The sequence below is a fragment of the bacterium genome (assembly GCA_016708315.1).
Lineage (GTDB): Bacteria > Zixibacteria > MSB-5A5 > CAIYYT01 > CAIYYT01 > JADJGC01.
The window spans coordinates 1-22,146 of record JADJGC010000016.1 but is presented as its reverse complement, the minus strand read 5'-3'; the positions used below and the strand labels follow the sequence as shown (position 1 = coordinate 22,146).

21 protein-coding genes are annotated in these 22,146 nt (G+C 52.8%); 19 read left to right on the top strand and 2 right to left on the bottom strand.

What is annotated here, in order from left to right; translation table 11 throughout:
• Window positions 1–24 precede the first annotated feature (24 nt).
• Both IPH59_11600 and IPH59_11595 read right to left on the bottom strand, forming a co-directional pair.
• Window positions 25–684 (bottom strand): GNAT family N-acetyltransferase, encoded by a 660-nt coding sequence (locus IPH59_11600; GenBank protein ID MBK7092344.1) that lies wholly within the window; start codon window positions 682–684, stop codon window positions 25–27.
• Between the two features lie 135 nt (window positions 685–819).
• On the bottom strand, window positions 820–1,359 hold the full coding sequence (locus tag IPH59_11595; protein MBK7092343.1) for a hydrolase: 540 nt from the start codon (window positions 1,357–1,359) through the stop codon (window positions 820–822).
• A gap of 284 nt (window positions 1,360–1,643) precedes the next feature.
• Here IPH59_11595 and IPH59_11590 point away from each other — a divergent pair, with 284 nt between their 5' ends.
• From IPH59_11590 to IPH59_11500, 19 genes are all read left to right on the top strand, one after another.
• Window positions 1,644–3,575: a hypothetical protein gene (locus IPH59_11590; protein MBK7092342.1), complete on the top strand. Its 1,932-nt coding sequence runs from the start codon at window positions 1,644–1,646 to the stop codon at window positions 3,573–3,575.
• Between the two features lie 7 nt (window positions 3,576–3,582).
• A complete protein-coding gene (locus IPH59_11585; protein MBK7092341.1) occupies window positions 3,583–5,679 on the top strand; it encodes a tail fiber domain-containing protein in 2,097 nt (698 codons plus the stop codon).
• Window positions 5,680–5,706: 27 nt separating this feature from the next.
• Window positions 5,707–7,533 (top strand): hypothetical protein, encoded by a 1,827-nt coding sequence (locus IPH59_11580; GenBank protein MBK7092340.1) that lies wholly within the window; start codon window positions 5,707–5,709, stop codon window positions 7,531–7,533.
• Window positions 7,534–7,694: 161 nt separating this feature from the next.
• Complete coding sequence (locus tag IPH59_11575; GenBank protein ID MBK7092339.1) at window positions 7,695–9,323, top strand: hypothetical protein; 1,629 nt, start codon at window positions 7,695–7,697, stop codon at window positions 9,321–9,323.
• A gap of 140 nt (window positions 9,324–9,463) precedes the next feature.
• A complete protein-coding gene (locus IPH59_11570) occupies window positions 9,464–11,362 on the top strand; it encodes a hypothetical protein (protein ID MBK7092338.1) in 1,899 nt (632 codons plus the stop codon).
• Between the two features lie 79 nt (window positions 11,363–11,441).
• Window positions 11,442–12,044, top strand: coding sequence for a dockerin type I repeat-containing protein (locus IPH59_11565; protein MBK7092337.1), 603 nt, complete (start codon window positions 11,442–11,444; stop codon window positions 12,042–12,044).
• Window positions 12,045–12,320: 276 nt separating this feature from the next.
• Window positions 12,321–12,755 (top strand): 50S ribosomal protein L13, encoded by a 435-nt coding sequence (gene rplM / locus IPH59_11560; protein MBK7092336.1) that lies wholly within the window; start codon window positions 12,321–12,323, stop codon window positions 12,753–12,755.
• Between the two features lie 22 nt (window positions 12,756–12,777).
• Window positions 12,778–13,170 (top strand): 30S ribosomal protein S9, encoded by a 393-nt coding sequence (gene rpsI, locus IPH59_11555; GenBank protein ID MBK7092335.1) that lies wholly within the window; start codon window positions 12,778–12,780, stop codon window positions 13,168–13,170.
• A 168-nt stretch (window positions 13,171–13,338) separates the two neighbouring features.
• Window positions 13,339–14,106, top strand: a complete 768-nt coding sequence (rpsB, locus tag IPH59_11550) for a 30S ribosomal protein S2 (GenBank protein ID MBK7092334.1) — start codon at window positions 13,339–13,341, stop codon at window positions 14,104–14,106.
• 6 nt (window positions 14,107–14,112) lie between these two features.
• The gene (tsf, locus tag IPH59_11545) at window positions 14,113–14,706 is read left to right on the top strand and encodes a translation elongation factor Ts (GenBank protein MBK7092333.1); all 594 of its coding nucleotides are present in this window, start codon (window positions 14,113–14,115) and stop codon (window positions 14,704–14,706) included.
• Entirely contained in the window at window positions 14,707–15,444 is a 738-nt protein-coding gene (locus IPH59_11540) for a UMP kinase (protein MBK7092332.1), read from the top strand.
• Window positions 15,441–16,004 carry a ribosome recycling factor gene (frr, locus tag IPH59_11535; protein MBK7092331.1) on the top strand — a complete coding sequence of 188 codons (564 nt, stop codon included), beginning with the start codon at window positions 15,441–15,443 and terminating at the stop codon, window positions 16,002–16,004. The genes IPH59_11540 and frr overlap by 4 nt, the downstream gene beginning before the upstream one ends.
• The gene (locus tag IPH59_11530; protein ID MBK7092330.1) at window positions 16,001–16,753 is read left to right on the top strand and encodes an isoprenyl transferase; all 753 of its coding nucleotides are present in this window, start codon (window positions 16,001–16,003) and stop codon (window positions 16,751–16,753) included. The genes frr and IPH59_11530 overlap by 4 nt, the downstream gene beginning before the upstream one ends.
• Window positions 16,750–17,568, top strand: coding sequence for a phosphatidate cytidylyltransferase (locus IPH59_11525; protein ID MBK7092329.1), 819 nt, complete (start codon window positions 16,750–16,752; stop codon window positions 17,566–17,568). The genes IPH59_11530 and IPH59_11525 overlap by 4 nt, the downstream gene beginning before the upstream one ends.
• A 184-nt stretch (window positions 17,569–17,752) precedes the next feature.
• Complete coding sequence (locus IPH59_11520) at window positions 17,753–18,895, top strand: Fic family protein (GenBank protein MBK7092328.1); 1,143 nt, start codon at window positions 17,753–17,755, stop codon at window positions 18,893–18,895.
• Window positions 18,896–18,962: 67 nt separating this feature from the next.
• Window positions 18,963–19,928 (top strand): UbiA family prenyltransferase, encoded by a 966-nt coding sequence (locus IPH59_11515; GenBank protein ID MBK7092327.1) that lies wholly within the window; start codon window positions 18,963–18,965, stop codon window positions 19,926–19,928.
• The gene (locus tag IPH59_11510; protein ID MBK7092326.1) at window positions 19,925–20,548 is read left to right on the top strand and encodes a C40 family peptidase; all 624 of its coding nucleotides are present in this window, start codon (window positions 19,925–19,927) and stop codon (window positions 20,546–20,548) included. Before IPH59_11515 ends, IPH59_11510 begins: the two co-directional genes overlap by 4 nt.
• A 64-nt stretch (window positions 20,549–20,612) precedes the next feature.
• Window positions 20,613–21,257, top strand: a complete 645-nt coding sequence (locus tag IPH59_11505) for a GIY-YIG nuclease family protein (GenBank protein MBK7092325.1) — start codon at window positions 20,613–20,615, stop codon at window positions 21,255–21,257.
• Window positions 21,254–22,146, top strand: an 893-nt coding sequence (locus IPH59_11500; protein MBK7092324.1) for a UvrB/UvrC motif-containing protein, incomplete at its 3' end; no start/stop codon positions are given. The genes IPH59_11505 and IPH59_11500, both read left to right, overlap by 4 nt.

The following is a 22,146-nucleotide window of genomic DNA, read 5'->3' as shown; positions in this document are numbered from 1 at the left end:
TTGTGCGCTACCGATTTGTTTTCATTACGATTTGCGAGTCAGTAGAATTTCATGATAGACAGCCGTGGTCTCGAAACCGAGTCGTCGGTAGCAGGATATTGCAGGGATGTTGTCGCTCTTCACATTCAATCCAATCTCGTCAACTTCGTTAAGCAGTTTTCGACAAATTGCCGCTGTCACATCTCCTGCCAGGCCGCGTCCGCGAAAATCGCTATGCGTCGCGATATTGCCCAGCGCTGCTACGCGATACTTCGCCGAGCAGACATGGACACCGCCGGCGGCTGCCATGCGCCCCTCGATTCGCACACCCCAATAGTGCCCCGTCTCCAACATGCGGGCGTCGAACCAGTTGCCGGGATAGGCCGCGCGGTAGAACGCCAGAATCTCTTCCTCGTCATGTATCGACAACGGCACAGATTGTCTTGACGCCACGCTGTTTAGCGCGTCAGGCGAACGGAGAATCATCTTGGAATGCTCGCCGTGGTGTTCAAGATTGAAACTGGAAGCGAGCGCTGATTCGATTCCCGGCGACAGGTGGGCGTAGACTTTGTCGGGTAATGACGGTGCAAGATTCTGAAGCAGTTCAACTGCCCGCTCCCTGTCACCGTTGATCAACACGATCAGGGTCGGCAATCCAGAAGGACGATAGAGCAATGCGAGCGCTTCGATTTCCGCGCCCGACATCGAAGCATACCACGTTGTATGCGGCCAAAAGAAGTCGTCGAGGTCGCCGATCAGATAAATGTTAAGCGGCGTGTCACGACGAAGATATTTCTCGATAGCGACGCGGTCGGTTAAGGTGATGAACTCCGACACGAGTTACTTCACGATTCGCAGGACTTCTTTGAACTTGTCGCCTTTGGCAACACGCAGAAGTTCAAAGAGTGTCATTTCGGTAGACATCACACCGGCGCCAAGGTCTTTCATTCTCTCGATACCAAGTTGCCGATTTGCAGCGGTGCGCGAAGAGACCGCATCAACAATCAATTCGACGCCGAAGCCGTCGGCAAGCAAATCGCGAGCGGTTTGATAAACACAGACATGTGTTTCGATTCCGGTCAACATCACTTGCTTGCGTCCCGATGACTTTAAGGCTTTGGCGAATTTCTCATCGCCGCAGCAACTGAAGGTATCCTTCACCAACGGCGCATTTCCCGGCATCAACTGCGCCAATTGCGGAATTGTTGCGCCAAGTCCTTCGGGATATTGCTCGGTCCAGAGTACCGGGATATCAAGCAATTGCGCGCCCTTGATCATGCGTTCGATGTTGGCGAAAATGATATCCTTGTCGTGCATAAGTTGGGCGAGCCTGCCCTGCACATCGACGACGACGAGGACGCTATTATCGGTGGTTAACATGCCAATTCCTTTCTCAAATCAATAACTTAGCCATCCGCCTTCATTATAGCAGACTCAGGCGGCGGATGCAACGATTCGCATAGGCGCATGGCAAGGCAAATTCGTTGACAGAATTGATTTTTGCCTTATCTTGGGAAGCGATCCATTAACTGCATTACCGCAAAGGCTTCCGTTGAATTTCAGATGGTCGTCAAGCATTGCCACAATAATGGATGTACTCGACCTATATAGATTCTATTTCATTGTCACGATTGAACTTTTACACAATTCAGATAGGAGATCTCATGCGCTTCCGCAAAAGGTCCGCTTCGATTCTTGTGATCTTGCTCTTGCTCGCCGCTTCGGTATTCGCGGCGTCACCGGGGTTGGTAAGCTATCAGGGCCGGCTCGCCGATGGTGCGGGCATTCCGCTAAGTGGCAACCACTCGCTGACCTTCAACATCTACAGTCTTGCAGTTGGCGGCGCACCGCTATGGACAGAAACCCAGAATCCGGTCGTTGTTGATGACGGACTCTTCAATGTGCTGCTGGGTGGTATCTCGCCTCTCAATGATGCACTGTTTAGCAGTGCCAATCGCTTCATCGGCGTTCAAGTCAACGGCGGAGCGGAATTGGCGCCGCGAAGACAAATTGTTACGGTAGCGTATGCGTTCACTGCCGTTGAAGCTGACTCGACAACTTGGTCCGGTATCAAGGGCATCCCTGCCGGGTTTGCCGACGGTATCGATGATGTCGGCGCAGGTGGCGGTGGCGATATCACAGCTGTAAACACTTCTGGCGGTCTCACCGGCGGAGCGACTACCGGAGACGCGAATATTTCTATTGCCAACGGTGGTGTTACTGCGGCTCACATCGGCGACGGTCAAATACTAAACGCCGATATCAACGCTACTGCCAATATCGATGCTTCCAAAATCGGCGGCACGGCGGCAACTCTGAGCAGGAGCAATGCCTTCGCGTCAGCAAACCAATTTAACAGCACACTTGAAGTCTGCGATTCTACTATTCGGATGGATTGCAATGGCATCTCGATTGGACGCAACATAACTCCTTCGGCAACTTACCTTGTCCAAAGTCGGCGTAATTACTCGTCTGAATTGGCGCGGTATGGATTTTACACATCCCTGTACAATACAGGTACTGGCAGTGTCTATGGCAGCTATTCAAGCGCAATTGCTTCAACGCTTGGAGATGCCGGTTCTGGAATTGTTTACGGTTCCTATTCATTGGGCGAATCGGACAACGCTACTCGCTACGGTTCCTACTCAGTCTGTTCGTCGCGCAACCCAGCGTTAACAACCGGAAAAAGTTTTGGGCACTATGCGTCTGCGTTTGATGGAGAAAGCGCCTATGGCGTATATGCACGTGCGACATCGGCCAGCTTCGGTTATGGGGTCTTTGCTGAATCGGAAGCAAACTCGATTATTGGCTATGGCGTCTACTGTACAGTCACCAACTCGAATCAAGGCACAGCCGTGAGTGCGCTCGCGTACCAAAATACACAACCGTCGTATGGCGTCGATGCTTCCGCTGAAAACAACGGTGCGAGCGGAGTTGGCGTGCTTGGCAGTGCGACCTCCAACGGAGGAACGGGATATGGAATCTATGGCGTCGCATCGATAAACACGACTGACGATTGGGCGGGATATTTTACCGGTAACGTAAACATCACTGGTACTGTCTTTATGCCCGCCAAGATGACGAGAATCGACCACCCGCTCGACCCCGAAAACAAGTATCTAGTACACAACACCGTCGAATCTTCGGAAATGACAAATCTGTACAGCGGCAATGCGGTTCTCGATGGCGGCGGCGAAGCTGTGGTAACTCTGCCTGACTGGTTCGAAGCAGCCAACAAGGACTTCCGATATCAACTCACCTGCATCGGCGGATACGCTCCGGTATATGTCGCCGAGAAAATAACAGGCAATCAATTCAAAATCGCCGGCGGGAGTAACGGTTTGGAAGTTTCCTGGCAGATCATGGCCGTTCGCAATGACCAATATGCCAAGGCCAATCCTATGAATGCCGTCACCGACAAGCGTCCGTTCGAGCGAGGCAAGTACCGATTCCCGGAAGTGTTCGGGCTCGGCAAAGATCGTGCCGTCGATTCCTTCGACCCTTTGTCGGATATGGAAGCCCGCAGGGCGGAGAGGGAGCTGCTGTCAAAGCAAGGACCAGATAGACCCACGGAAGATGAAACAAACGAGGAGTAGATTTGCAATGAAACGGACATTACTTTTGGCCACAGCTTTCGCCTTTATTATGGCTGTCGCGGCATCGCTATCGGCTGCTACGCCGACGATTATCAGCTATCAAGGCCGCCTCACCGATGGCGCCGGGCTGGCGCTCAACGGCAACTACTCGCTGACCTTCAATATTTACGATGTCGCTGTTGGCGGCACAGCGCTTTGGACCGAGACACTCAACCCGGTGGTTGTTGATGAAGGATTGTTCAATGTCTTACTTGGCAGTGTTACTCCGTTTGACGAGAAGGCATTTAGTGAAGCTGACCGCTTCATTGGTGTACAAGTCAACGGCGGAGCCGAACTGGCGCCGCGCAAACAGATCGTGGCGGTGGCGTACGCACTGAGGATCGCGACGATTGACGGCGCGACGGGAGGTCACGTCATCGGCGACTCGCGCATCGAAGGCAATGTCGTGATCGGTACCGGCGATGCAACGGGTACACAGTCGTTCACGGCGGGCGCAAACAATACTGCTCAAGGGAACTACTCTATTGCGATGGGTGCGGATAACACGGCATCCGGCAGTTACTCGAGTGTTTCCGGCGGGTTGGAGAATGTCGCCAGCGGCGCGGGCGCGGCTATCGGCGGCGGTAACAGCAATGTGGCGTCGGGAGATTCCTCGTTTATCGGCGGCGGAAGTCTCAACACTGCCAGCGGCAGGAGAAGCTTCGTCGGCGCCGGAAGAGAAAATATCGCGTCCGGCGATTTCACGCATATCGGCGGCGGCTGGTTGAATTACGCTTCGGCTCTGTATGCCACCATCGGCGGCGGCGAGCGCGACTCCGCGACCGCGCAATGGGCTACGGTAGCAGGCGGGCGCAACAATAACGCCGAGGGCGGCTATTCGACCATCGGTGGCGGTACCGGCAATCACGCGGCAGGAACTCGTTCCTTCATCGGTGGCGGTGTCGGTAACTTCGCAGACGGATTTGACGGCATTGTTGTTGGCGGCGAGAGGTGTACGACCTTGTCCAGCGGCAGCTTTGTCGGAGGTGGCGACCAAAATACTGCTTCCGGTGGTAATTCGGTTGTGGTCGGGGGATTCGCCAACAAGAACAGTGGGCTTCGTTCCTTCATCGGCGGCGGCACCGACAACGCGGTCACTGGAGATACGGCGGTTGTAGTCGGCGGCGTCCTCAACGTGGTCAGCAGCAACCTCGGCAATGTTGTCGGCGGATACGGAAATTTAGTCACTGGTCGAGGTGGAAGCATAGTTGGCGGTAGTCTGAACTTGGCCGAAGGAGAATATAGTTTTGTCGGCGGCGGTGTTGTCAACAAGGCGACTGGCGCCGGTGCCGTAATCGGCGGCGGGAGCCAGCAAAGGTGTTGGGGGACCGGATGCGTGATCGGCGGAGGCGGATACAATACGGCTGATTCGGGAGCAAGCCACTCGTTCATCGGAGGAGGGCAGAATAACTGGATAGCTGACCAATACGGTGGAATCGTAGGTGGTGAATTCAATTCTAATCATGGCGCATATTCGGTAATTCTAGGCGGTGCTTTCAATTCGATTTCGGACGAACTACTTAACCCCGCCAATTACATCATGGTCTTTGGCGAAGATGTTGATGTCGGCGGCGCTGACAACCGATCTTACTTTTTCGATGGCACCAATCCGGGGCGCTTGGCGCTCAATCGTGATACTGATGACGGTGGCGCTCTATATCCAGTTCATGTCGGGACGGCTGCCACTAACGGCAACGGCGCACGCTTGACAATTGCCGGCGTTTGGACTGATGCGTCCTCGCGAACATTTAAGGAAAACTTCGTCGAGATCGGCGGCGCTGATCTGCTCGACAAGATTTCGCAACTGTCACTTCCCCATTACAATTACAAAGGCACGACCGAGAAGCACATTGGCCCAATGGCGGAAGATTTCGCTGCGCTGTTCAATGTCGGCTCGGTGGATGAGAATACCGGCCAGATCGATCCGATGTATTTGTCCGCAAAAGATGTTGCCGGAGTCGCGCTGGCAGGCGTGAAAGAACTGACCGCACAAAATCGCGCACTTCAAGAGCAAGTGTCGTTGTTGCTCAAGCGAATCGAGAGTCTGGAATCCAGCAAGAAATAAACTTCAGCAGCATATAGAGGGAATAGAATGTCTCGTACTCGAACTATTTGGAAGATTGCCGTCGGGCTGTGTTTGGCAGCCAGCTCATTGGCAACGGCGGCGGTACCGCAGTTAATCAGTTATCAAGGGCAAATCACAACTTCAACCGGAACTCCCGTCGCCGACGGCGCATACTTGATCAAGTTTCAAATCTACGACACTGCCGTTGGTGGAGTTGCTCTCTGGAACTCCAATTACCAGAATGTGCAAGTTACGAACGGTCTTTATACTTACATCCTCGGCAAAGACCTTCCCTTTCCAAACGGTCTCTTCGCCGGCGGCAATCGTTGGTTGGGAGTTACTATCGGAGTCGATCCGGAAATGACGCCACGCCAGCAAATGATCGCGACGGGATACGCCTTTGTCAGTCAGAATGCTGATTCGGTGAATTGGAGCGGCATCAAGAATCTGCCCGCTGGCTTCGCCGACGGCGTTGATGACAACTCAGGCGGCGATATCACGGCAGTTAGCGCTTCCGGTGGATTGAGTGGCGGCGCAGCATCCGGTGCAGCGAATCTGTCCATCGCCAGCGGCGGCGTAACATCCACACATATTGGCGACGGACAGATCGTCGACGCCGATATCAGTCCTTCAGCAAACATTGCGGCTTCCAAAATCGCCGGCACAGTAGCGACACTTTCGGGGACGCAGACATTCACCGGAAGGAACACATTTGCGGATACTGCCAGGTTTTCGAACAACACAATGGCGGTCTGGAACGAACACGTCGCGGTCGGCAAGTACACGCCATACTCCGGCAGGCTGGCGATGGGCATCCAAGTAGTTGACACGACCGAAACATTCATGAGAGCACTTCAGGTGCGTGCAGAGAACGCTGGAATGGGCGACGTTTACGGAATGTCATCGATTGCTTTCTCAATAGACGCGCCTACGACGGGAATAATGGCTCAAGGAATCTCCAACAATTACTATAGGTACGGCGGCTACTTCAGCGCCAGCTCGGCTTCAAGCTCATCCGCTCTGGGAGTTTCGATTGGGACATCGTCGCACGCAACCTATGGCGATTGGGCCTACGGCGTTACCGGTAATGCTTGGTCTGCCAATAAGACAGTTGGCGTTGAAGGCCAATCATACTATGCCAACGTAGAAGGTGTTGGTGTGCGCGGTTATGCCTACAGCAGCCCAAACAACATCGGCACTTATGGTGGAGCGACTGCAGGCGGCTGGGGAGTCGGCGTCTACGGTGAGGCCTGGGCTAACACAACTGACAATTGGGCGGGCTACTTCGGCGGCAATGTAAATGTCACTGGAACTGTGTTCAGCCCGGTCAAGGCGAGCCGCATCGACCATCCGCTCGACCCGGAGAACAAGTATCTCCAGTTTAGCGATGTTCAATCTCCTGACATGATCAATGTCCACAGCGGGAATGTGGTTACGGATGGCAACGGAGACGCCGTCGTGAATCTGCCCGACTATTTCTCCGTAGTGAATACCGACTTCCGCTATCAGCTAACCGTAATCGGCCAATTCGCACAGGCGATTGTAGCTTCAAAGATCGCGAACAACCAGTTCCGAATCAAATCTGATGCACCCAACGTCGAGGTGTCGTGGCAAGTGACAGGGATTCGCAACGACAAGTTCGCCGAGGCAAATCGGATCGCGACAGAACCGATGAAACTGCCGCATGAAGTCGGCAAGTATCTTCATCCTGAACTGTATGGATTCGATTACAGGCGCAGCATGACAGCAGAAATCAGAGAGTCGGCGATGAAAGCAATTGCGGAGCCACTCAAAGATTCGAACGCAATCAACGGCGCCAAAAACAGAAAATCTATACAAGACCCGACGAAATAGTACTATACATGAAACGGCAAATTTTCTCACCTCCGGTGTTCCTGGCGGCGTAGAACAGATAGTACTTCGCAGTTTACTAATCGGGCAAGTAACTCCTGAGTTGTGTGTTTCGGTCACGGCACCGGCAGCCAACTCATATTCATTATTAAGGAGATGACACCATGATCAGACCGAAAACCATTGTCTCGTTCGCGCTTTCGTTTATTGCGGCGGCAATGCTTGCGACTTCCGTCGCACAGGCCGAAGTCCCCGCAATGATGAGTTATCAGGGCAGGTTGCAGGATTCGCAGGGCGCGCCGCTTGATGGAACTTTTGACATGATTTTCGCAATCTATGATGTCGCAACTGAAGGCACGGCACTATGGACAGAAACGCAAAGCGTCGCGGTCAATGAGGGCCACTTCATCGTGCTGCTTGGTTCGGTGGAATCGCTCCCCGCCGATCTGTTTAGCGCGCAGGTCCGCTATCTTGGCGTGACGATCGGAGCCGATCCAGAAATGTCGCCCCGCCGTCAGATTGTAACCGCTGCTTATGCCCACCATGCACAGACTGCTGACGTCGCGTTGGATGTACCAGACGGAGTCATTACGGATGCTGATGTGAGTTCGACTGCTAACATCAGTCCGACAAAAATCGCCGGCACAGCCTTAACGTTAGATGGTGACAACAGTTTCTCAGGTACCACCACCTACCTCGATAGCGCCATGGTTGTCAGCGATAACAAAGTCGTGATTGGCAGAAACACTCCTCCGGTTGGTGACGACGTTCTCGCTCTCAAGAGATCGTTGGCGACAGCGGCGAGTGCAAACGGTGTTAAGATTGACTTGATGAATTCCGGCACCGGGCAAATACACGGACTTAACTCGACTGCAATCGGTTCTGGTACGCTCGCTATCGGAGTAGCCGGCACGGCATCGGCAGCGACATCGAACGTTGGTGTCTACGGGACAGTCGTGGGGGAAATTGGCACAAAGGTCGGTGTGCATGGCGAAGTCAGCACCGGTTTCAGCATCATCGGCGTCAAAGGCAGTGTTAGCGGCGGCGGCGGAACGCCCTACGGGATTTTTGGTGAAGCCAGCAACTGCTCCGACGGCTACGGCGTTAAGGGCCTCGCCGAAGGAAACATAACTTCAGGGCGCGCAATTGACGGCCTTGCCTACCAGAATTCCGGCAGCGGTTTTGGTATAGTCGGAAGAGCGCTGGAAAACGGCGGGACCGGTTACGGTGTTTATGGCAGCGCTGGAGACAACAGCATTAGCAATTGGGCCGGCTATTTCTCCGGCGATGTCAACGTCACGGGTACGGTCTTCAGTCCGGTTAAGATAAGTCGCATTGACCATCCCCTAGATCCGGAAAACAAGTACCTCCAGCAATCCGATGTCCAATCTCCAGAGATGATTAACGTCTACACCGGCAACGCGACGACAGACCAAAACGGCGACGCGGTTGTTTCTATGCCGGAGTATTTCATGGCAGTCAACAGCGACTTCCGCTATCAGCTAACAGTGGTAGGACAGTTCGCTCAGGCAATTGTATCAAGTGAAATCGAGAACAATAGCTTCACCATTAAGACCGACAAACCAAACGTCAAGGTTTCGTGGCAAGTCACTGGGATCAGGCAGGACCGCTATTCGCAAGCACATCGAGTAGTTGTCCAGGAAGCGAAAGCAACGCATGAAGTCGGCAAATACCTTCATCCTGAGCTTTACGGATTCGGCGCCGAGAGAGGCTTGATGGGCAGCTTTGACGATATCGTGGTCAAGTCTCAGCCGGTTGATCGCAAACAGTAACGGCAATCAGATTCGCTGAGAAAATCGCCGTAAATCGATTTCGAATCACTTTGCAGTCCGAATAAATCATTGACTTTTTTGTCTAATTAAGCATACTGATAGCGGTAATTCTAATTCCAGACTTCTTACCGGAGTATGCCATGATTCGCCAGCTAAAACACTGGTTGGCGGTCGCTACGCTTGTTCTCCTTGCACTTGCATCTGCAACCGCCAATTCGCCTCAAATTATCAGTCATCAGGGTTACATAACTTCATCCGAAGGCATTGCCTTGAACGGTACGTACGACTTGACATTCAGCCTGTACGATATTGCCGGCGGCGGCGCGCCCTTATGGAATGAAATCCACGCTGATGTCGTCGTGACTGACGGATTGTACTCGCTTTTATTAGGTACAATTTCGCCCTTAACTGCCAGCCACTTCACTGGGCCAGTTCGTTATCTTGGAATCTCTATTGATGGCGCTGCCGAGTTGACACCACGGCGCCAGATAGCTACCAGTGCGTTTGCACTTCGCGCTGATGAATCTGCTGATGCCGACAGCCTGAATGGGCAAGCGCCTTCGTTCTATCTGAATTGGGCGAACTTAACCGGGGTTCCAGCCGGATTTGCCGATGGCACGGACAATGTCGGCACTGGTGATATCACCGGCGTGACAGCTGGTGAGGGGCTTGCCGGAGGTGGAAGCTCCGGTACCGTGAACCTCTATCTCGACACTGCCGGTGTTGCCTCCAAGAATATTCTCAATGGCACGATCTTGAATGAGGATATCTCTGGCTCGGCTGCCATCGCGACCACCAAGATTGCCGGCACAGCGATGAATCTGACTACAGCGCAAATCGTGACCGCACAGAAAACTTTCGACGGGTCGGTTTATTTTGGCGACAGCACGATGCGCATTGACAATAATGGGGTAAGGATTGGTTCTTCTTCATTGAGCCCGTCGTCAACATACCTATTAATTCTCGATCGACAAGTCTCTACGACGTCAACGAGATATGGAATCTTCAACGATCTGGACAATCTTTCAACGGGCACTGTATATGCGGTGTACGGACGGGCTTCTGGTGCAACAGCAGGCGCAGCCAATTCCGGCAATGTTATTGGCCTTTATGGACTCGGAATCTCGGATGGTGCCGAGCGACACGGTGCCAGAGTGATCGGCCGGGGAAGGACGGCCACCAATTCGGGCGGTATCAGCACTGGACTTGATGCTCAAGCAACTTACGGAGCTGCTGCTTATGGTCTGCGCGCATTGGCTACGGATGCCACAAGTGGATACGGAGTTTATGCCGAGGTAACCGGCAATCAGACCGGGACCGGTTTCTACTCTTATGTTCACGACAATACGGCAAGTTCGTCATCGATTGGAGTGAACACTCTGGTCGTTGCAAACGGTGGTAACGCATACGGACTTTCCGGCACAGTCGGCAACAACGACGGTACCGGCTATGCGATTTATGGTCATGCTTATAGCAACGGCACGGATTGGTCCGGCTTCTTCACCGGCGATGTTAATGTCGGCGGTACAGTTTATATGCCGGCGAAAATCACCAAGATCGACCATCCTCTCGACCCGGAAAACCAGAATCTATTGCTGTCCGGCATCGACTCGCCGGAAATGCTTGTCAAGACTTCCGGCAACGTGACGACTGATGCTTCCGGCGCGGCAGTTGTTACCCTACCTGCATATTTTGCGGCAATTGCGGCCAATTTCAGCTATCAGCTGACCGTCATCGGCGAGTTTGCCCAGGCAATCATCGGCAATGAAGTCACAGGCAACCAGTTTAGCATCAAGACAGACAAGCCGAATATCAAGGTTTCCTGGGAGATTACCGGAGAGCGCAGCGACAACTTCGCAAAGTCGCACCGCTTGATTAATGAATCGCTCAAACCCGCAGAACAGCGCGGGAGATACTTGCATCCGGAATCGTTTGGACATCCTGTTGAGCGCGGAGTAGACTTCCTCATTTCGGAAGAATTGGCGAAGTCTGCACCAAAGACTTCGAGGACAGCAAATACGGATCATCCAGAGGAGTAATCAGCACAATTAGTGCTTGCGATTTTTCGATTGAGTACTATATTTATCGATAATCCAGCGAGGCAATGATATGAAATTGATGTACATTAAATTATTGGCTGTTGCTTGTATCTTGGTGCTTGCGACGGGCGCATTTGCCGCCAAGACTCCGGCCAAAGCCACAACCAAGAAAGCTTCCCCAGCGGCTACGACCACGGTTCCCGTAAAGCCGACCAATCCGAATTCCACAGTTGCCGCCGAGGCTGCGGCCTCTGCGGGAATCATCAATCCTGAAAGCAATCCGGACGCTCAGTCACCAAATGCTCCGCGCGCCGGTGAGGAGATTAATTGGGATGTTATCGCTTCAGGCGGCGGACCGATGAGTTCGGCGAGCTTCATTCTCAACGGAACCATTGGGCAAGCGATTGCAGGCGAGTCTACATCGCCGAATTTTGCTCTTAATGCCGGTTTCTGGCAGAATTTTGGAAGCGACTATCTTTGCGGCGATGTCAACTCGAGCGGCCAATTTGATATTGCCGACGTCGTTTTTCTGGTTAACTACATTTTTGCCTCTGGAACGGCGCCAGATCCAGTAGAATCGGCGGACGTGAACTGCACATCTTCGGTGGACATTTCCGATGTCGTTTATATGGTGAACTACATCTTTGCGGCCGGTCCGGCTCCTTGCGCAAATTGCCCGTAGTCGAATACGATTCAAGATCAAAATCGCGCCCGCCGAACACGACGGGCGCTTTTTTTGTTTGGGTTCGTAGGCTAAGACCCTTTTTGGGAGTCCTCGGGCTGTTTCTGATTAATCGGAATTCGTGATTTCGACCTAATCCGAGCTTGAGGGTCCTGAATCTCTTCCCCAACCAATTGTCTCCCAATAGCGTAAAAAAATGTCACGCACCCCTTGACAAACGGTTCCCGTTTCGTATTTTGCGGGTCTTGTATTGTGACGAATTTTGAGGAGTTGTTAGTGAAGACGTATATCCCCAAAGTTGACGCGATTGACCGCAAATGGCATGTCGTCGACGTCAACGGAAAAATTCTCGGACGGCAGGCGGCTCAAATCGCCCGTATCCTTATGGGCAAGACCAAGCCGAGCTACACGCCGTTCCTCGACTGCGGCGATTTCGTGGTCGTAATTAACGCCGATAAGGTTCGGCTTTCAACTCCCAAGAAGGAGTTGGAGAAGACTTGGCATTGGAACACCCTCTATCCGGGTGGCCATCGCCAGACAACATTCGGCAAGGCGATCCACGCCAATCCGGAACGGATCATCCGCGGCGCCGTATGGGGAATGCTTCCCAAAGGTCCGCTTGGTCGCAAAATGATTAAGAAGCTCAAGGTCTATCGCGGCGCGGCGCATCCGCATGCTGCCCAGATGCCTGATGCCCTGGAATTGAAATAGTTTCTGACCTGAAAGGTTGTTGATGTCACAGGAAAAAATTCACGCCACCGGCAGACGTAAAAACGCCACCGCCAGTCTTTGGCTCGCTCCCGGCAACGGAAAGTGGATCGTCAACGGCAAGGATCTTGTTGGCTATTTGACGCGCGAATCGTTGGGATCGCACGCTTCCGAGCCAATGAAGATTACCAACATGAGCGGCCGCTTCGACGTGATCGTTGCTGCTTCGGGCGGCGGATTGTCCGGTCAAGCAGGTGCGATTCGTCATGCCTTGGCGCGCGCGTTGTCGGCGTTTAATCCGGATTTGCGCAAACCGCTCAAACTGGCCGGTATGTTGACGCGCGATCCGCGAATGGTCGAGCGCAAAAAGTATGGCCAGCCCAAGGCCCGCAAGCGCTTCCAGTTCTCCAAGCGTTAATCAGGACGTTACTTTCGAACTTTGTGTCGTCAGGCTGTAATGGCCTGACGGCTTCAAAGATATTAGTTCACACATCCGGGGATTTGGACGGGAGGTCGTTGCGTAAGCATCGTCCCGTTGACCGAAGATGATCCGGGTGGAGGTTAAACCAAACATCTGGAGTTATTAATGGCCACTGAAGTCACAGTACGTGATCTTCTCGAAGCCGGCGTGCATTTTGGTCACCAGACCCGCCGCTGGAACCCCAAGATGAAGAAATTCATCTTCACCGCCAAGAATGGCGTCTACATCATCGATCTCAACAAAACTCTTAACTCACTGAAAATCGCCTGCCGCAAGGCTCAGGAAGTTACTGCCAAGAATCAGTACATCCTTTTCGTCGGCACCAAGAAGCAGGCGCAGGACGTGATCAAGGCCGAAGCAGTTCGCGCCGGGCAGTTCTATGTCACCGACCGCTGGTTGGGCGGCATGATGACCAATTTCCAGACGATTAAGAAGAACATCAAGCGTCTCAAAGACATCGAAAAGATGCAGGAAGACGGCACATTCGAGAAAATCACCAAGAAGGAAGTCTCCGGTCTCAACAAAGAGAAGGAGAAACTCGACAAGGTGCTCGGCGGCATTCGCGAAATGAACCGCCTCCCCGGTTTGATGTTCATCGTTGACTGCAAGAAAGAAAAGATCGCGGTTGCCGAAGCCAAGAAGCTCGGTATTCCGATTATCGGCATTATCGACACCAACTCCGATCCGGATCCGATTGACTTCCCGATCGCTGCCAATGACGACGCAATCAAATCGATCCGTATCATCACCAGACAAGTCGTCGACTCCGCCCTCGAAGCGAAGGCGATGTTGATCCAGCAGCCTGCTGAACAAGCCGCTGCCGGAACTTCAGAGAAGTTCGACGAAGGCACAAGCGAAGCTCAAGAGAGGTAATCTATCATGGCTATAACAGCAGATTTAGTCAAAGAATTGCGCGAGCGCTCCGGCGCCGGCATGATGGAGTGCAAGAAAGCGCTCACGGAAGCCGACGGCGACATGGATAAAGCCATCACGATATTGCGCGAACGCGGAATTGCCAAAGCGGCCTCGAAATCCAGCCGCGACACCAGAGAAGGCCTGATCGGCACCTACGTTCACCCCGGCGATAAACTGGCCGTGATGATTGAAGTGCAATGCGAAACCGACTTCGTGGCGCGTACCGATGATTTCAAGGACCTCGTGAAGCACTTGGCGATGCACGTCGCAGCCGCTAATCCGGTGGTTGTCCGTCGCGAAGAGCTCTCCGAAGAGCAGATGGCCAAGGAGCGCGACATTTACCGTCATCAGACGCTGAATGAAGGCAAGCCGGAAAAGATCGTCGATAAGATCGTTGAAGGCCGCATGGAGAAGTGGTATTCGGAAGTTGCACTTATGGAACAAGCCTATGTGCGCGACCCGGAAGTCACTATCCAGGACTTGATCAAAAACACCATCGCCAAGATCGGTGAAAATATCGTGGTCCGGCGCTTTGCGCGCTATCGCCTCGGAGAATAAATGACGGCTACTCCAGCCTATAAACGAATCCTGCTGAAACTCTCCGGTGAACAACTCGCCGGAGAGCAAGGCTTCGGAATCGATCCGCGTCAACTCGAATATGTAGCTAACGAAGTCAAATCAATCAGGGAGCTCGGTGTCGAAGTCGGCATCGTTGTCGGCGGCGGTAATTTCCATCGCGGCGCCACCGGTACCCTGCTCGGCATTGGCCGCGCTACCGGCGATTACATGGGAATGTTGTCGACGGTGATCAACGCGATGGCGCTTCAATCATCGCTGGAAAATTACGGCATGTTCACGCGTGTGCTGAGCGCGCTTCGTATCGAAGCCGTCGCCGAGCCGTTTATTCGTCGCCGTGCCATTCGCCACATGGAGAAGGGCCGCGTCGTTATTATGGCCGCAGGTACCGGCAACCCCTACTTCACGACCGATACCGCCGCAGTTTTGCGCGGCATCGAGACGGAAGTCGATGTCGTAATGAAAGCCACCAAGGTGGATGGGATTTACGATGCCGATCCAATGAAGGTCCCGACCGCAAAGCGTTTTGATCATCTCACCTACGACGAGGCGCTGCGCCTTGACCTCAAAGTGATGGATGGAACAGCGTTTACGCTCTGCCGCGAGAACAAACTGCCATTGGTCGTTTTTAAGTTGACCGATGCCGGTAATCTTTATAAGGTAGTCACTGGTGAAAAAATAGGTACGTTGGTAACGATCCGTTCGGAGGAAAACGTATGACGACAGTCAAAGAGCTTCTTACTGATGCTGAAGATAGAATGAAGAAGTCGGTCGCCACACTGCAGCACCACTTCTCCACTGTACGTTCCGGCAAAGCTAATATCCATATGCTCGACGAAATTATGGTCGACTACTATGGCACGCCGACACCGCTGAAAAATGTCAGTTCGGTGACTACACCCGAGGCGCAATTGATAGTAATCCAGCCCTGGGAAAAACAACTGATCGGCGAAATTATGAAAGCGATCCAGAAATCAAATCTCGGTTTTAATCCGCTTTCCGACGGCCAGGTCGTGCGCGTCCCGGTACCGGCTCTCAATGAAGAGCGCCGCAAGGAACTCGTCAAACTGGTCAAGAAGATGGCCGAGGAAGACAAAGTCGCCATCCGCAATGTCCGTCGCGATGCACTTGATCACGTCAAGCGACTCCTCAAGGATCACAAGATCTCCGAGGACGAAAAAGACAACGCCGAAATCGACGTTCAAAAAATGACGGACAAGTATATCGAGCAAATCGATAAGCTGACGACCACGAAAGAAGCCGAGGTAATGGCTGTCTGAGCGCGCGCATTGCAGCCGATATTGCCGCTCTTAAGGAGAAAATCTCTCCCACTAAATTGCCGGTGCACGTTGCCATCATCATGGATGGCAACGGCCGCTGGGCTGCCAAACGGGGACTTGACCGCTCTTCCGGCCACAAAGCCGGTGTCGATGCCGTCCGTCGCATCGTAGAAATCTCCGGCCAAATCGGCGTTAGTTATCTCACCCTTTACACATTCAGCGTCGAGAATTGGAAACGCCCCGTCAGCGAGGTCGGCTTCCTGTTCAAGCTGCTCAATGACACCGCCCGCAGTGAACTAGCCGAGCTCAACCGCAACAATGTTCGCCTTATCGCCACCGGCCAGCTCGATCAGATTCCCTTTGCGCGTCGTCGAGCGATTCTGCATGCGATTGAAAAGACTTCAAAGAATACTGGGCTGGTGCTTAATCTCGCGTTGAATTACTCAGGGCGTATGGAGATTGTCGAGGCAGTCAAAAAAATCGCTCGCGATTTCAAAGCCAACAAAGTTAAGCTGAGCGAAATCAATGACGTACTATTTTCAAGTTATCTCTTCACTCATCCCCTGCCCGATCCGGATTTGTTGATTCGGACATCGGGAGAAATGCGTTTATCGAATTTCCTGCTGTGGCAGACATCGTATACCGAGCTGTTCATCACCGAGACACTGTGGCCTGATTTCACCGAACGCGAGTTTGTCGAGATTGTGCTGGAATATCAAAAACGCGAACGGAGATTCGGCAAACTATGATTTCCAAGAATCTGATCCAACGCCTGATTGTAGCGGCGGTTTTCATTCCGCTGCTGTTGTATGTCTTTCATCTGGGCGGGATCGTCTTTTGGAGTGTGGTTGAAGTCATAGTCATTCTGTCGGTGTGGGAGTTCTTCACGCTGACGAAGATCAAACTTTACTGGTGGCAGAAGCTGCTGCTGGTAGGGCTTGCGGCTTTTCCGGCAATCTCGTATCAGTTCCTTGAGGGTCGTTTCCTGCTCGAAGCCCTTTTGGCGACGATGTTCGTGACGACACTTCCCTACACATTCACCCGCAGCCTCGGCGATGTCAGCCGCTCTATCAGCATGGGGTTCTTCGGCGTGACCTACCTGTCGCTCGGATTGGGTTGCCTGATCCTTCTGCGCAACGGCAATGTCGTCGCGCCGGAACTTGCCGCCGGATGGGTGACTTTCTTGTTTGCAGCGATCTGGATAATTGACACCGCCGCCTACTATGTTGGCGTCAAGCGCGGTCGCAACAAGCTCTCCCCTGCCATCAGTCCGAATAAGACGGTACAAGGATTCTTCGGCGGATTCCTCGGCGCAGTCTTGGCGGCGGGAATTTTCAGCGTAATTCTCCTCAAAGAGGTCGGCTTTGTGGGCCTGATTCTACCGGCGATGGTGATTGCGTTTTTTGGCCAGTTGGGGGATTTGGTCGAATCGGTTTTCAAGCGCGAAATGGGAGTTAAGGATTCTTCCAATCTGATTCCCGGCCACGGCGGGATTCTGGACCGCTTCGATTCGCTGGTTTTCGCCGCCCCGGCGCTGTATTTGTATCTGCTTTATTGCCAATGACTTCCGTAGATATCACGATTTTCCCGTAACAAATGTTATTGACAATGTAAACAACAACCGACATTTTGTATACATTTCAGAATAGATGTATACAAAATACTATGAATTGTATGCATTCGTGATGCGATGTATACGAAAACCGATGAATTGGCTACATTCATAAAAAGATGTTACCGGAAATGCTATGAACAAAGTGATAATCGGCGAGACCAAGAAACAAGTCAGCGGTTATAGTGCATTCATTCCCAATGATTTTCCGCCAACCAGCAAGTGGGATTTTTCGCAAAGCCTGCTTCTGAAGCACTCAACCGCCCAGCGCCTTGTCGGAAAGCTGGATGGCGTTACCCAACAGCTACCCGACGTAGATTTCTTCTTGTCGATGTACATTCGCAAAGATGCCGCATCATCAAGTCAGATCGAAGGCACACAGGCGACGATGATCAATGTCATTGAAGCAGAAGCCAAAACGACTGCATCCTATCCTGCCGACGTGGATGATATCCAGCACTACATCAAAGCGCTAAACTATGGACTCAAGCGTCTCGAAAAACTGCCCCTAAGTCTGCGCTTTATTCGCGAGCTCCATCGCGAGTTGCTTGCGGGCGCCAGAGCGACGCAATTCTCCGATCCGGGCGAATTCAGAAGAACGCAAAACTGGATTGGCGGAACTTCACCGGCAAACGCACACTTCGTGCCGCCGCCACCGGATGCAATGTACAAGGCTCTGGTCGACTTTGAAAAGTTCATCCACAACCGTGGCGAGCTGTTAACGCTGCTTAAGGTCGGCATTGCACATGCGCAGTTTGAGACGATTCACCCATTTCTTGACGGAAACGGGCGAACCGGCAGACTGCTGATTACGATCATGTTGTGGATTGAAGGACTGCTGGAGAAACCGGTACTCTTCTTGTCATCATATTTCAAGAAGCACCGGTCGGTCTATTATGACCGGTTGAACGGCTATCGCGAAGGCGAGGTCGAAGCCTGGCTGGATTTCGTGCTGGACGGCGTTATCGAAATTGCCGGACAGGCGATTGAGACAGCTCGCCACATATCCGAGATTCGACAAGAAGATATGGCAAAGATCGGCACACTGGGCAAGACATCTGCAGAAAGCGGTGTACTCGTCCTGCGCAGGCTCTATTCCCTGCCGATCGTGAATGTGAATACCATCATGGAGTGGACCAATTTCAGTACACGAAGAGGTGCACAAAAAGTCATCGACCGCTTGATCGAGCTCGAAATCCTCGAGCAAAAGGACAAGTCAGTCACCTACGGCCGGTCGTTCATTTACCGCCGTTATGTCGATGCCTTTATGGATGAATAGCGTGGCGGCGCGGGTACTTCTTTTTAATTGAAACATCTTGCGGTAATTCGCATATTAAACGGAGACTATGAACAAACTACTCGACTATATCTTCCTGATGCGCCCGATGCTGATTATCCCCGTGTGGACGATCTCCCTGCTTGGCGCACGCGCTTCACTGTGGCGCGAACGCGGCACCAGCCCGATTACTCTCGATCGCTATCCGTTCGTCGACTTCAGCACATCGGATCTGAATATCCTCGCCATGCTGGGATTGGCCACTCTGCTTGCCGGCGGAGTGTTCATCCTTAACCAGATTTACGATGCCGACACTGATCGCATTAATAAGAAGCTGTTCTTGATTTCCGACGGCCACATTTCCGCCGCCGAGGCTTGGAAGCTCTACATTATGGTTACCGCAATTGCGATTCTCGGAGCATTTCTGATGAATTGGCAACTCGGCTGCTTGTTCGTGGTCGGCGCCTGGTTTGGATTCCAATATTCCTACCCGCATTTCAAATTGCGCGAACATCCCTACAAGTCATTTCGCAATAACATCGTCGCACACGGCATGTTGGCATTTCTTTTCGGCTGGGTGATGTATCTGAATTTCAATATTGAAGGCATCATCAAGTCTGTCCCCTATTTGCTCGCTGTCGGCGCTGTCTATCTCAATACGACTCTTCCCGATCTCGAAGGTGACAAAACCTCCGGTAAGACTACCTATGGCGGCATGTGGGGAGTTGTCAAAACACAGCGCACATCGTTCATGCTGGTCTTGTCAGGAATGCTGTTTTCGATAATGACTGCCGACTACGGATTCACAGTGACCGCATTGGTTACGAGCACGTTCTTCCTCGTTGCCTGGCTGAAGGAATCAGTCGCAGTGTCGACGGTGTCTTCCAAGGTAGCCATTCTTGCGCTGTCAATATTCGCGGCAATATTCTTCCCGCTTTATGCGGCTGTTCTGATATTCACGATAGTTCTGACGCGCATCTACTACGCGCGCCGTTTTGATGTTAGCTACCCTGCCCTTACCGAGAAGAGTCAATGAGAAAGCTAATCCTGCTTGTGCTATTGGCCGCAGCCGTGACAATATCCGGTTGCACAAATGCCGTGCGTTACTCTGTGACCGATGAGGCCGCGCGCCGACCGGCTCCACGTGAGCCAATCGGTGACACAACTCGTCTCGACGATTATGAGCCGAAGCAGGATGATCGCGACACCAGGGTTGATCCAGACCGCAAAGACGAGCAAGATTCCGAAATCGACGAACGGATTCCGATGGGTACCGGCTCGCAAATTGACAAGGTGCTGATGAATCGCATCATCTCGCGTTACCTTGGTGTGCCCTATGAAAAAGGCGGATCGGGCAAGCTGGGACTCGATTGCTCCGGCCTGGTCTTTGTTGCCTATCGCGATTACGATGGAACGCGCCTGCCGTTAAGTGTCGAAGCTCTTTATCGTCTTGATGATCGCGTCGGATATGATGATCTCTCGTATGGCGATTTGATTTTCTTCCGCATCGATGATCGCCGCGTGTCGCATGTCGGCATCTATCTCGAAAACGGACGCTTCGTCCACGCCTCCGAATCTCGCGGCATTGTGATCGACGACATCGCCGACGAGTACTTCGCGACACGCTTTGCCGGCGCACGCCGGGTGCGGTTGTAACGACAACCATCTTCAACCAACCTATCCCCTTCCCACGCTCGATTAAATTCCGTATCTTCGCTGTATGACCGATCCGTTCCAACATCTGCGCGACAGACTCGCCGATTTGCCCGACAAACCGGGCGTCTACATCATGAAAGACGCCACTGGCAAGATCATTTACATCGGCAAAGCCAAAGTCCTTCGCAATCGCGTGCGGACCTACTTTGCGCTGGCGCCGGAACTCAACCCTAAGATCGCCGCGCTCAAGGGCAAGATTGTCGATTTCGAGATGCTCGTCACCGACAACGAGATCGAGGCATTGATCCTTGAAGCTAACCTTGTCAAAAAGCACAAGCCACGCTACAACATCAATCTCAAGGACGACAAGCGCTATCCATATTTGAAGATCACGCAGGATGATGACTTCCCACGCGTTGTCGTCACGCGCAGTATGTATCGCGATGACGGACTCTACTTCGGACCATATGCCAATGTCGGAGGCATGCGCGAAACTTACAAAATGATCTCGCGCTTGTTCAAACTGCGCACTTGCAAACTTCGCATTCCGCATCCCAAAGGCAAAGGCAGCTACAAAGTCTGCCTGCAGTATCACGTCCGTGCGAGAATCTGGTCAGCAAGGAAGATTACGACAAGGAAGTCCAAAAGGTCATCAAGCTTCTGCAGGGCAAGTCGGCTTCACTCGTCGTTGAGCTTCAGGACGAAATGAAACTGCTGGCATCACTGCAGAACTACGAAGAGGCCGCACGCGTTCGCGACCAAATTCGCTCCATTGAAGGCATCATGCAGAAGCAGAAAGTCGTCGCCGATCACGTCATCGACCGCGACATCATCGCCTTCGCGCGTTCGACCGGCGATCTTGCAGCAGTCGTACTGCAATTGCGCGACGGACTCTTGATTGGACGACAGAACTTCCACTTGCGTGCCGACAAAGCCGACACCGAATCCGATATCGCCGATTCGTTCTTCAAGCAGTACTACTTGAGTTCGACGATGATTCCCGAGGAAATCTACTGCTCGTTCAAACCTGATGATGAGAAGATTATCAAGACCTGGCTCGCCGAGCGCCGCAATGGACGAGTGGAGTTGGTCTTCCCGCAAAAAGGCGAGAAGATGCGGCTGATCGAAATGGCGGAAGCCAACGCGCGGCTTCTGCTCGGTGAGTTGATGAAACAGAAGCAGGAGCGCGCCGACAAACTTCCCGGAGCGGTGGCGATGCTGCAAAAGGACATGTATCTCGCCAAAGCCCCGATGACGATTTGCTGTTTCGACATCTCGAATCTCGGCACCACTGATCCGGTGGGATCGATGGTCTTCTTCAAGGCGGCTAAGCCCTTCAAGAGAAACTACCGGCACTTCAAGATCAAGACCGTTTCCGGCCAGGATGACTTCGCGATGATGCGCGAAATCGTCTCGCGCTACTTCACGCGTGTGCTTTCCGGTGAGGCCGATATGCCGGACTTGTGCATCATCGATGGCGGCCGCGGACAACTCAATGCCGCCCTCGAAGCACTTGCTGAACTCGGCATCGACGACTTGCAGATTTGCGGTCTGGCAAAACGGCTGGAGGAAATTGTGCTTCCGGGTGAGAAGCGGAT

Bases quoted from the DNA above. Each gene is read 5' to 3' on its own strand.
- IPH59_11600 (MBK7092344.1), bottom strand. From the start codon at position 684: ATGTCGGGCGCGGAAATCGAAGCGCTCGCATTGCTCTATCGTCCTTCT.
- IPH59_11595 (MBK7092343.1), bottom strand. From the start codon at position 1,359: ATGTTAACCACCGATAATAGCGTCCTCGTCGTCGTCGATGTGCAGGGC.
- IPH59_11590 (MBK7092342.1), top strand. From the start codon at position 1,644: ATGCGCTTCCGCAAAAGGTCCGCTTCGATTCTTGTGATCTTGCTCTTG.
- IPH59_11585 (MBK7092341.1), top strand. From the start codon at position 3,583: ATGAAACGGACATTACTTTTGGCCACAGCTTTCGCCTTTATTATGGCT.
- IPH59_11580 (MBK7092340.1), top strand. From the start codon at position 5,707: ATGTCTCGTACTCGAACTATTTGGAAGATTGCCGTCGGGCTGTGTTTG.
- IPH59_11575 (MBK7092339.1), top strand. From the start codon at position 7,695: ATGATCAGACCGAAAACCATTGTCTCGTTCGCGCTTTCGTTTATTGCG.
- IPH59_11570 (MBK7092338.1), top strand. From the start codon at position 9,464: ATGATTCGCCAGCTAAAACACTGGTTGGCGGTCGCTACGCTTGTTCTC.
- IPH59_11565 (MBK7092337.1), top strand. From the start codon at position 11,442: ATGTACATTAAATTATTGGCTGTTGCTTGTATCTTGGTGCTTGCGACG.
- rpsI (MBK7092335.1), top strand. From the start codon at position 12,778: ATGTCACAGGAAAAAATTCACGCCACCGGCAGACGTAAAAACGCCACC.
- rpsB (MBK7092334.1), top strand. From the start codon at position 13,339: ATGGCCACTGAAGTCACAGTACGTGATCTTCTCGAAGCCGGCGTGCAT.
- tsf (MBK7092333.1), top strand. From the start codon at position 14,113: ATGGCTATAACAGCAGATTTAGTCAAAGAATTGCGCGAGCGCTCCGGC.
- IPH59_11540 (MBK7092332.1), top strand. From the start codon at position 14,707: ATGACGGCTACTCCAGCCTATAAACGAATCCTGCTGAAACTCTCCGGT.
- frr (MBK7092331.1), top strand. From the start codon at position 15,441: ATGACGACAGTCAAAGAGCTTCTTACTGATGCTGAAGATAGAATGAAG.
- IPH59_11525 (MBK7092329.1), top strand. From the start codon at position 16,750: ATGATTTCCAAGAATCTGATCCAACGCCTGATTGTAGCGGCGGTTTTC.
- IPH59_11520 (MBK7092328.1), top strand. From the start codon at position 17,753: ATGAACAAAGTGATAATCGGCGAGACCAAGAAACAAGTCAGCGGTTAT.
- IPH59_11515 (MBK7092327.1), top strand. From the start codon at position 18,963: ATGAACAAACTACTCGACTATATCTTCCTGATGCGCCCGATGCTGATT.
- IPH59_11510 (MBK7092326.1), top strand. From the start codon at position 19,925: ATGAGAAAGCTAATCCTGCTTGTGCTATTGGCCGCAGCCGTGACAATA.
- IPH59_11505 (MBK7092325.1), top strand. From the start codon at position 20,613: ATGACCGATCCGTTCCAACATCTGCGCGACAGACTCGCCGATTTGCCC.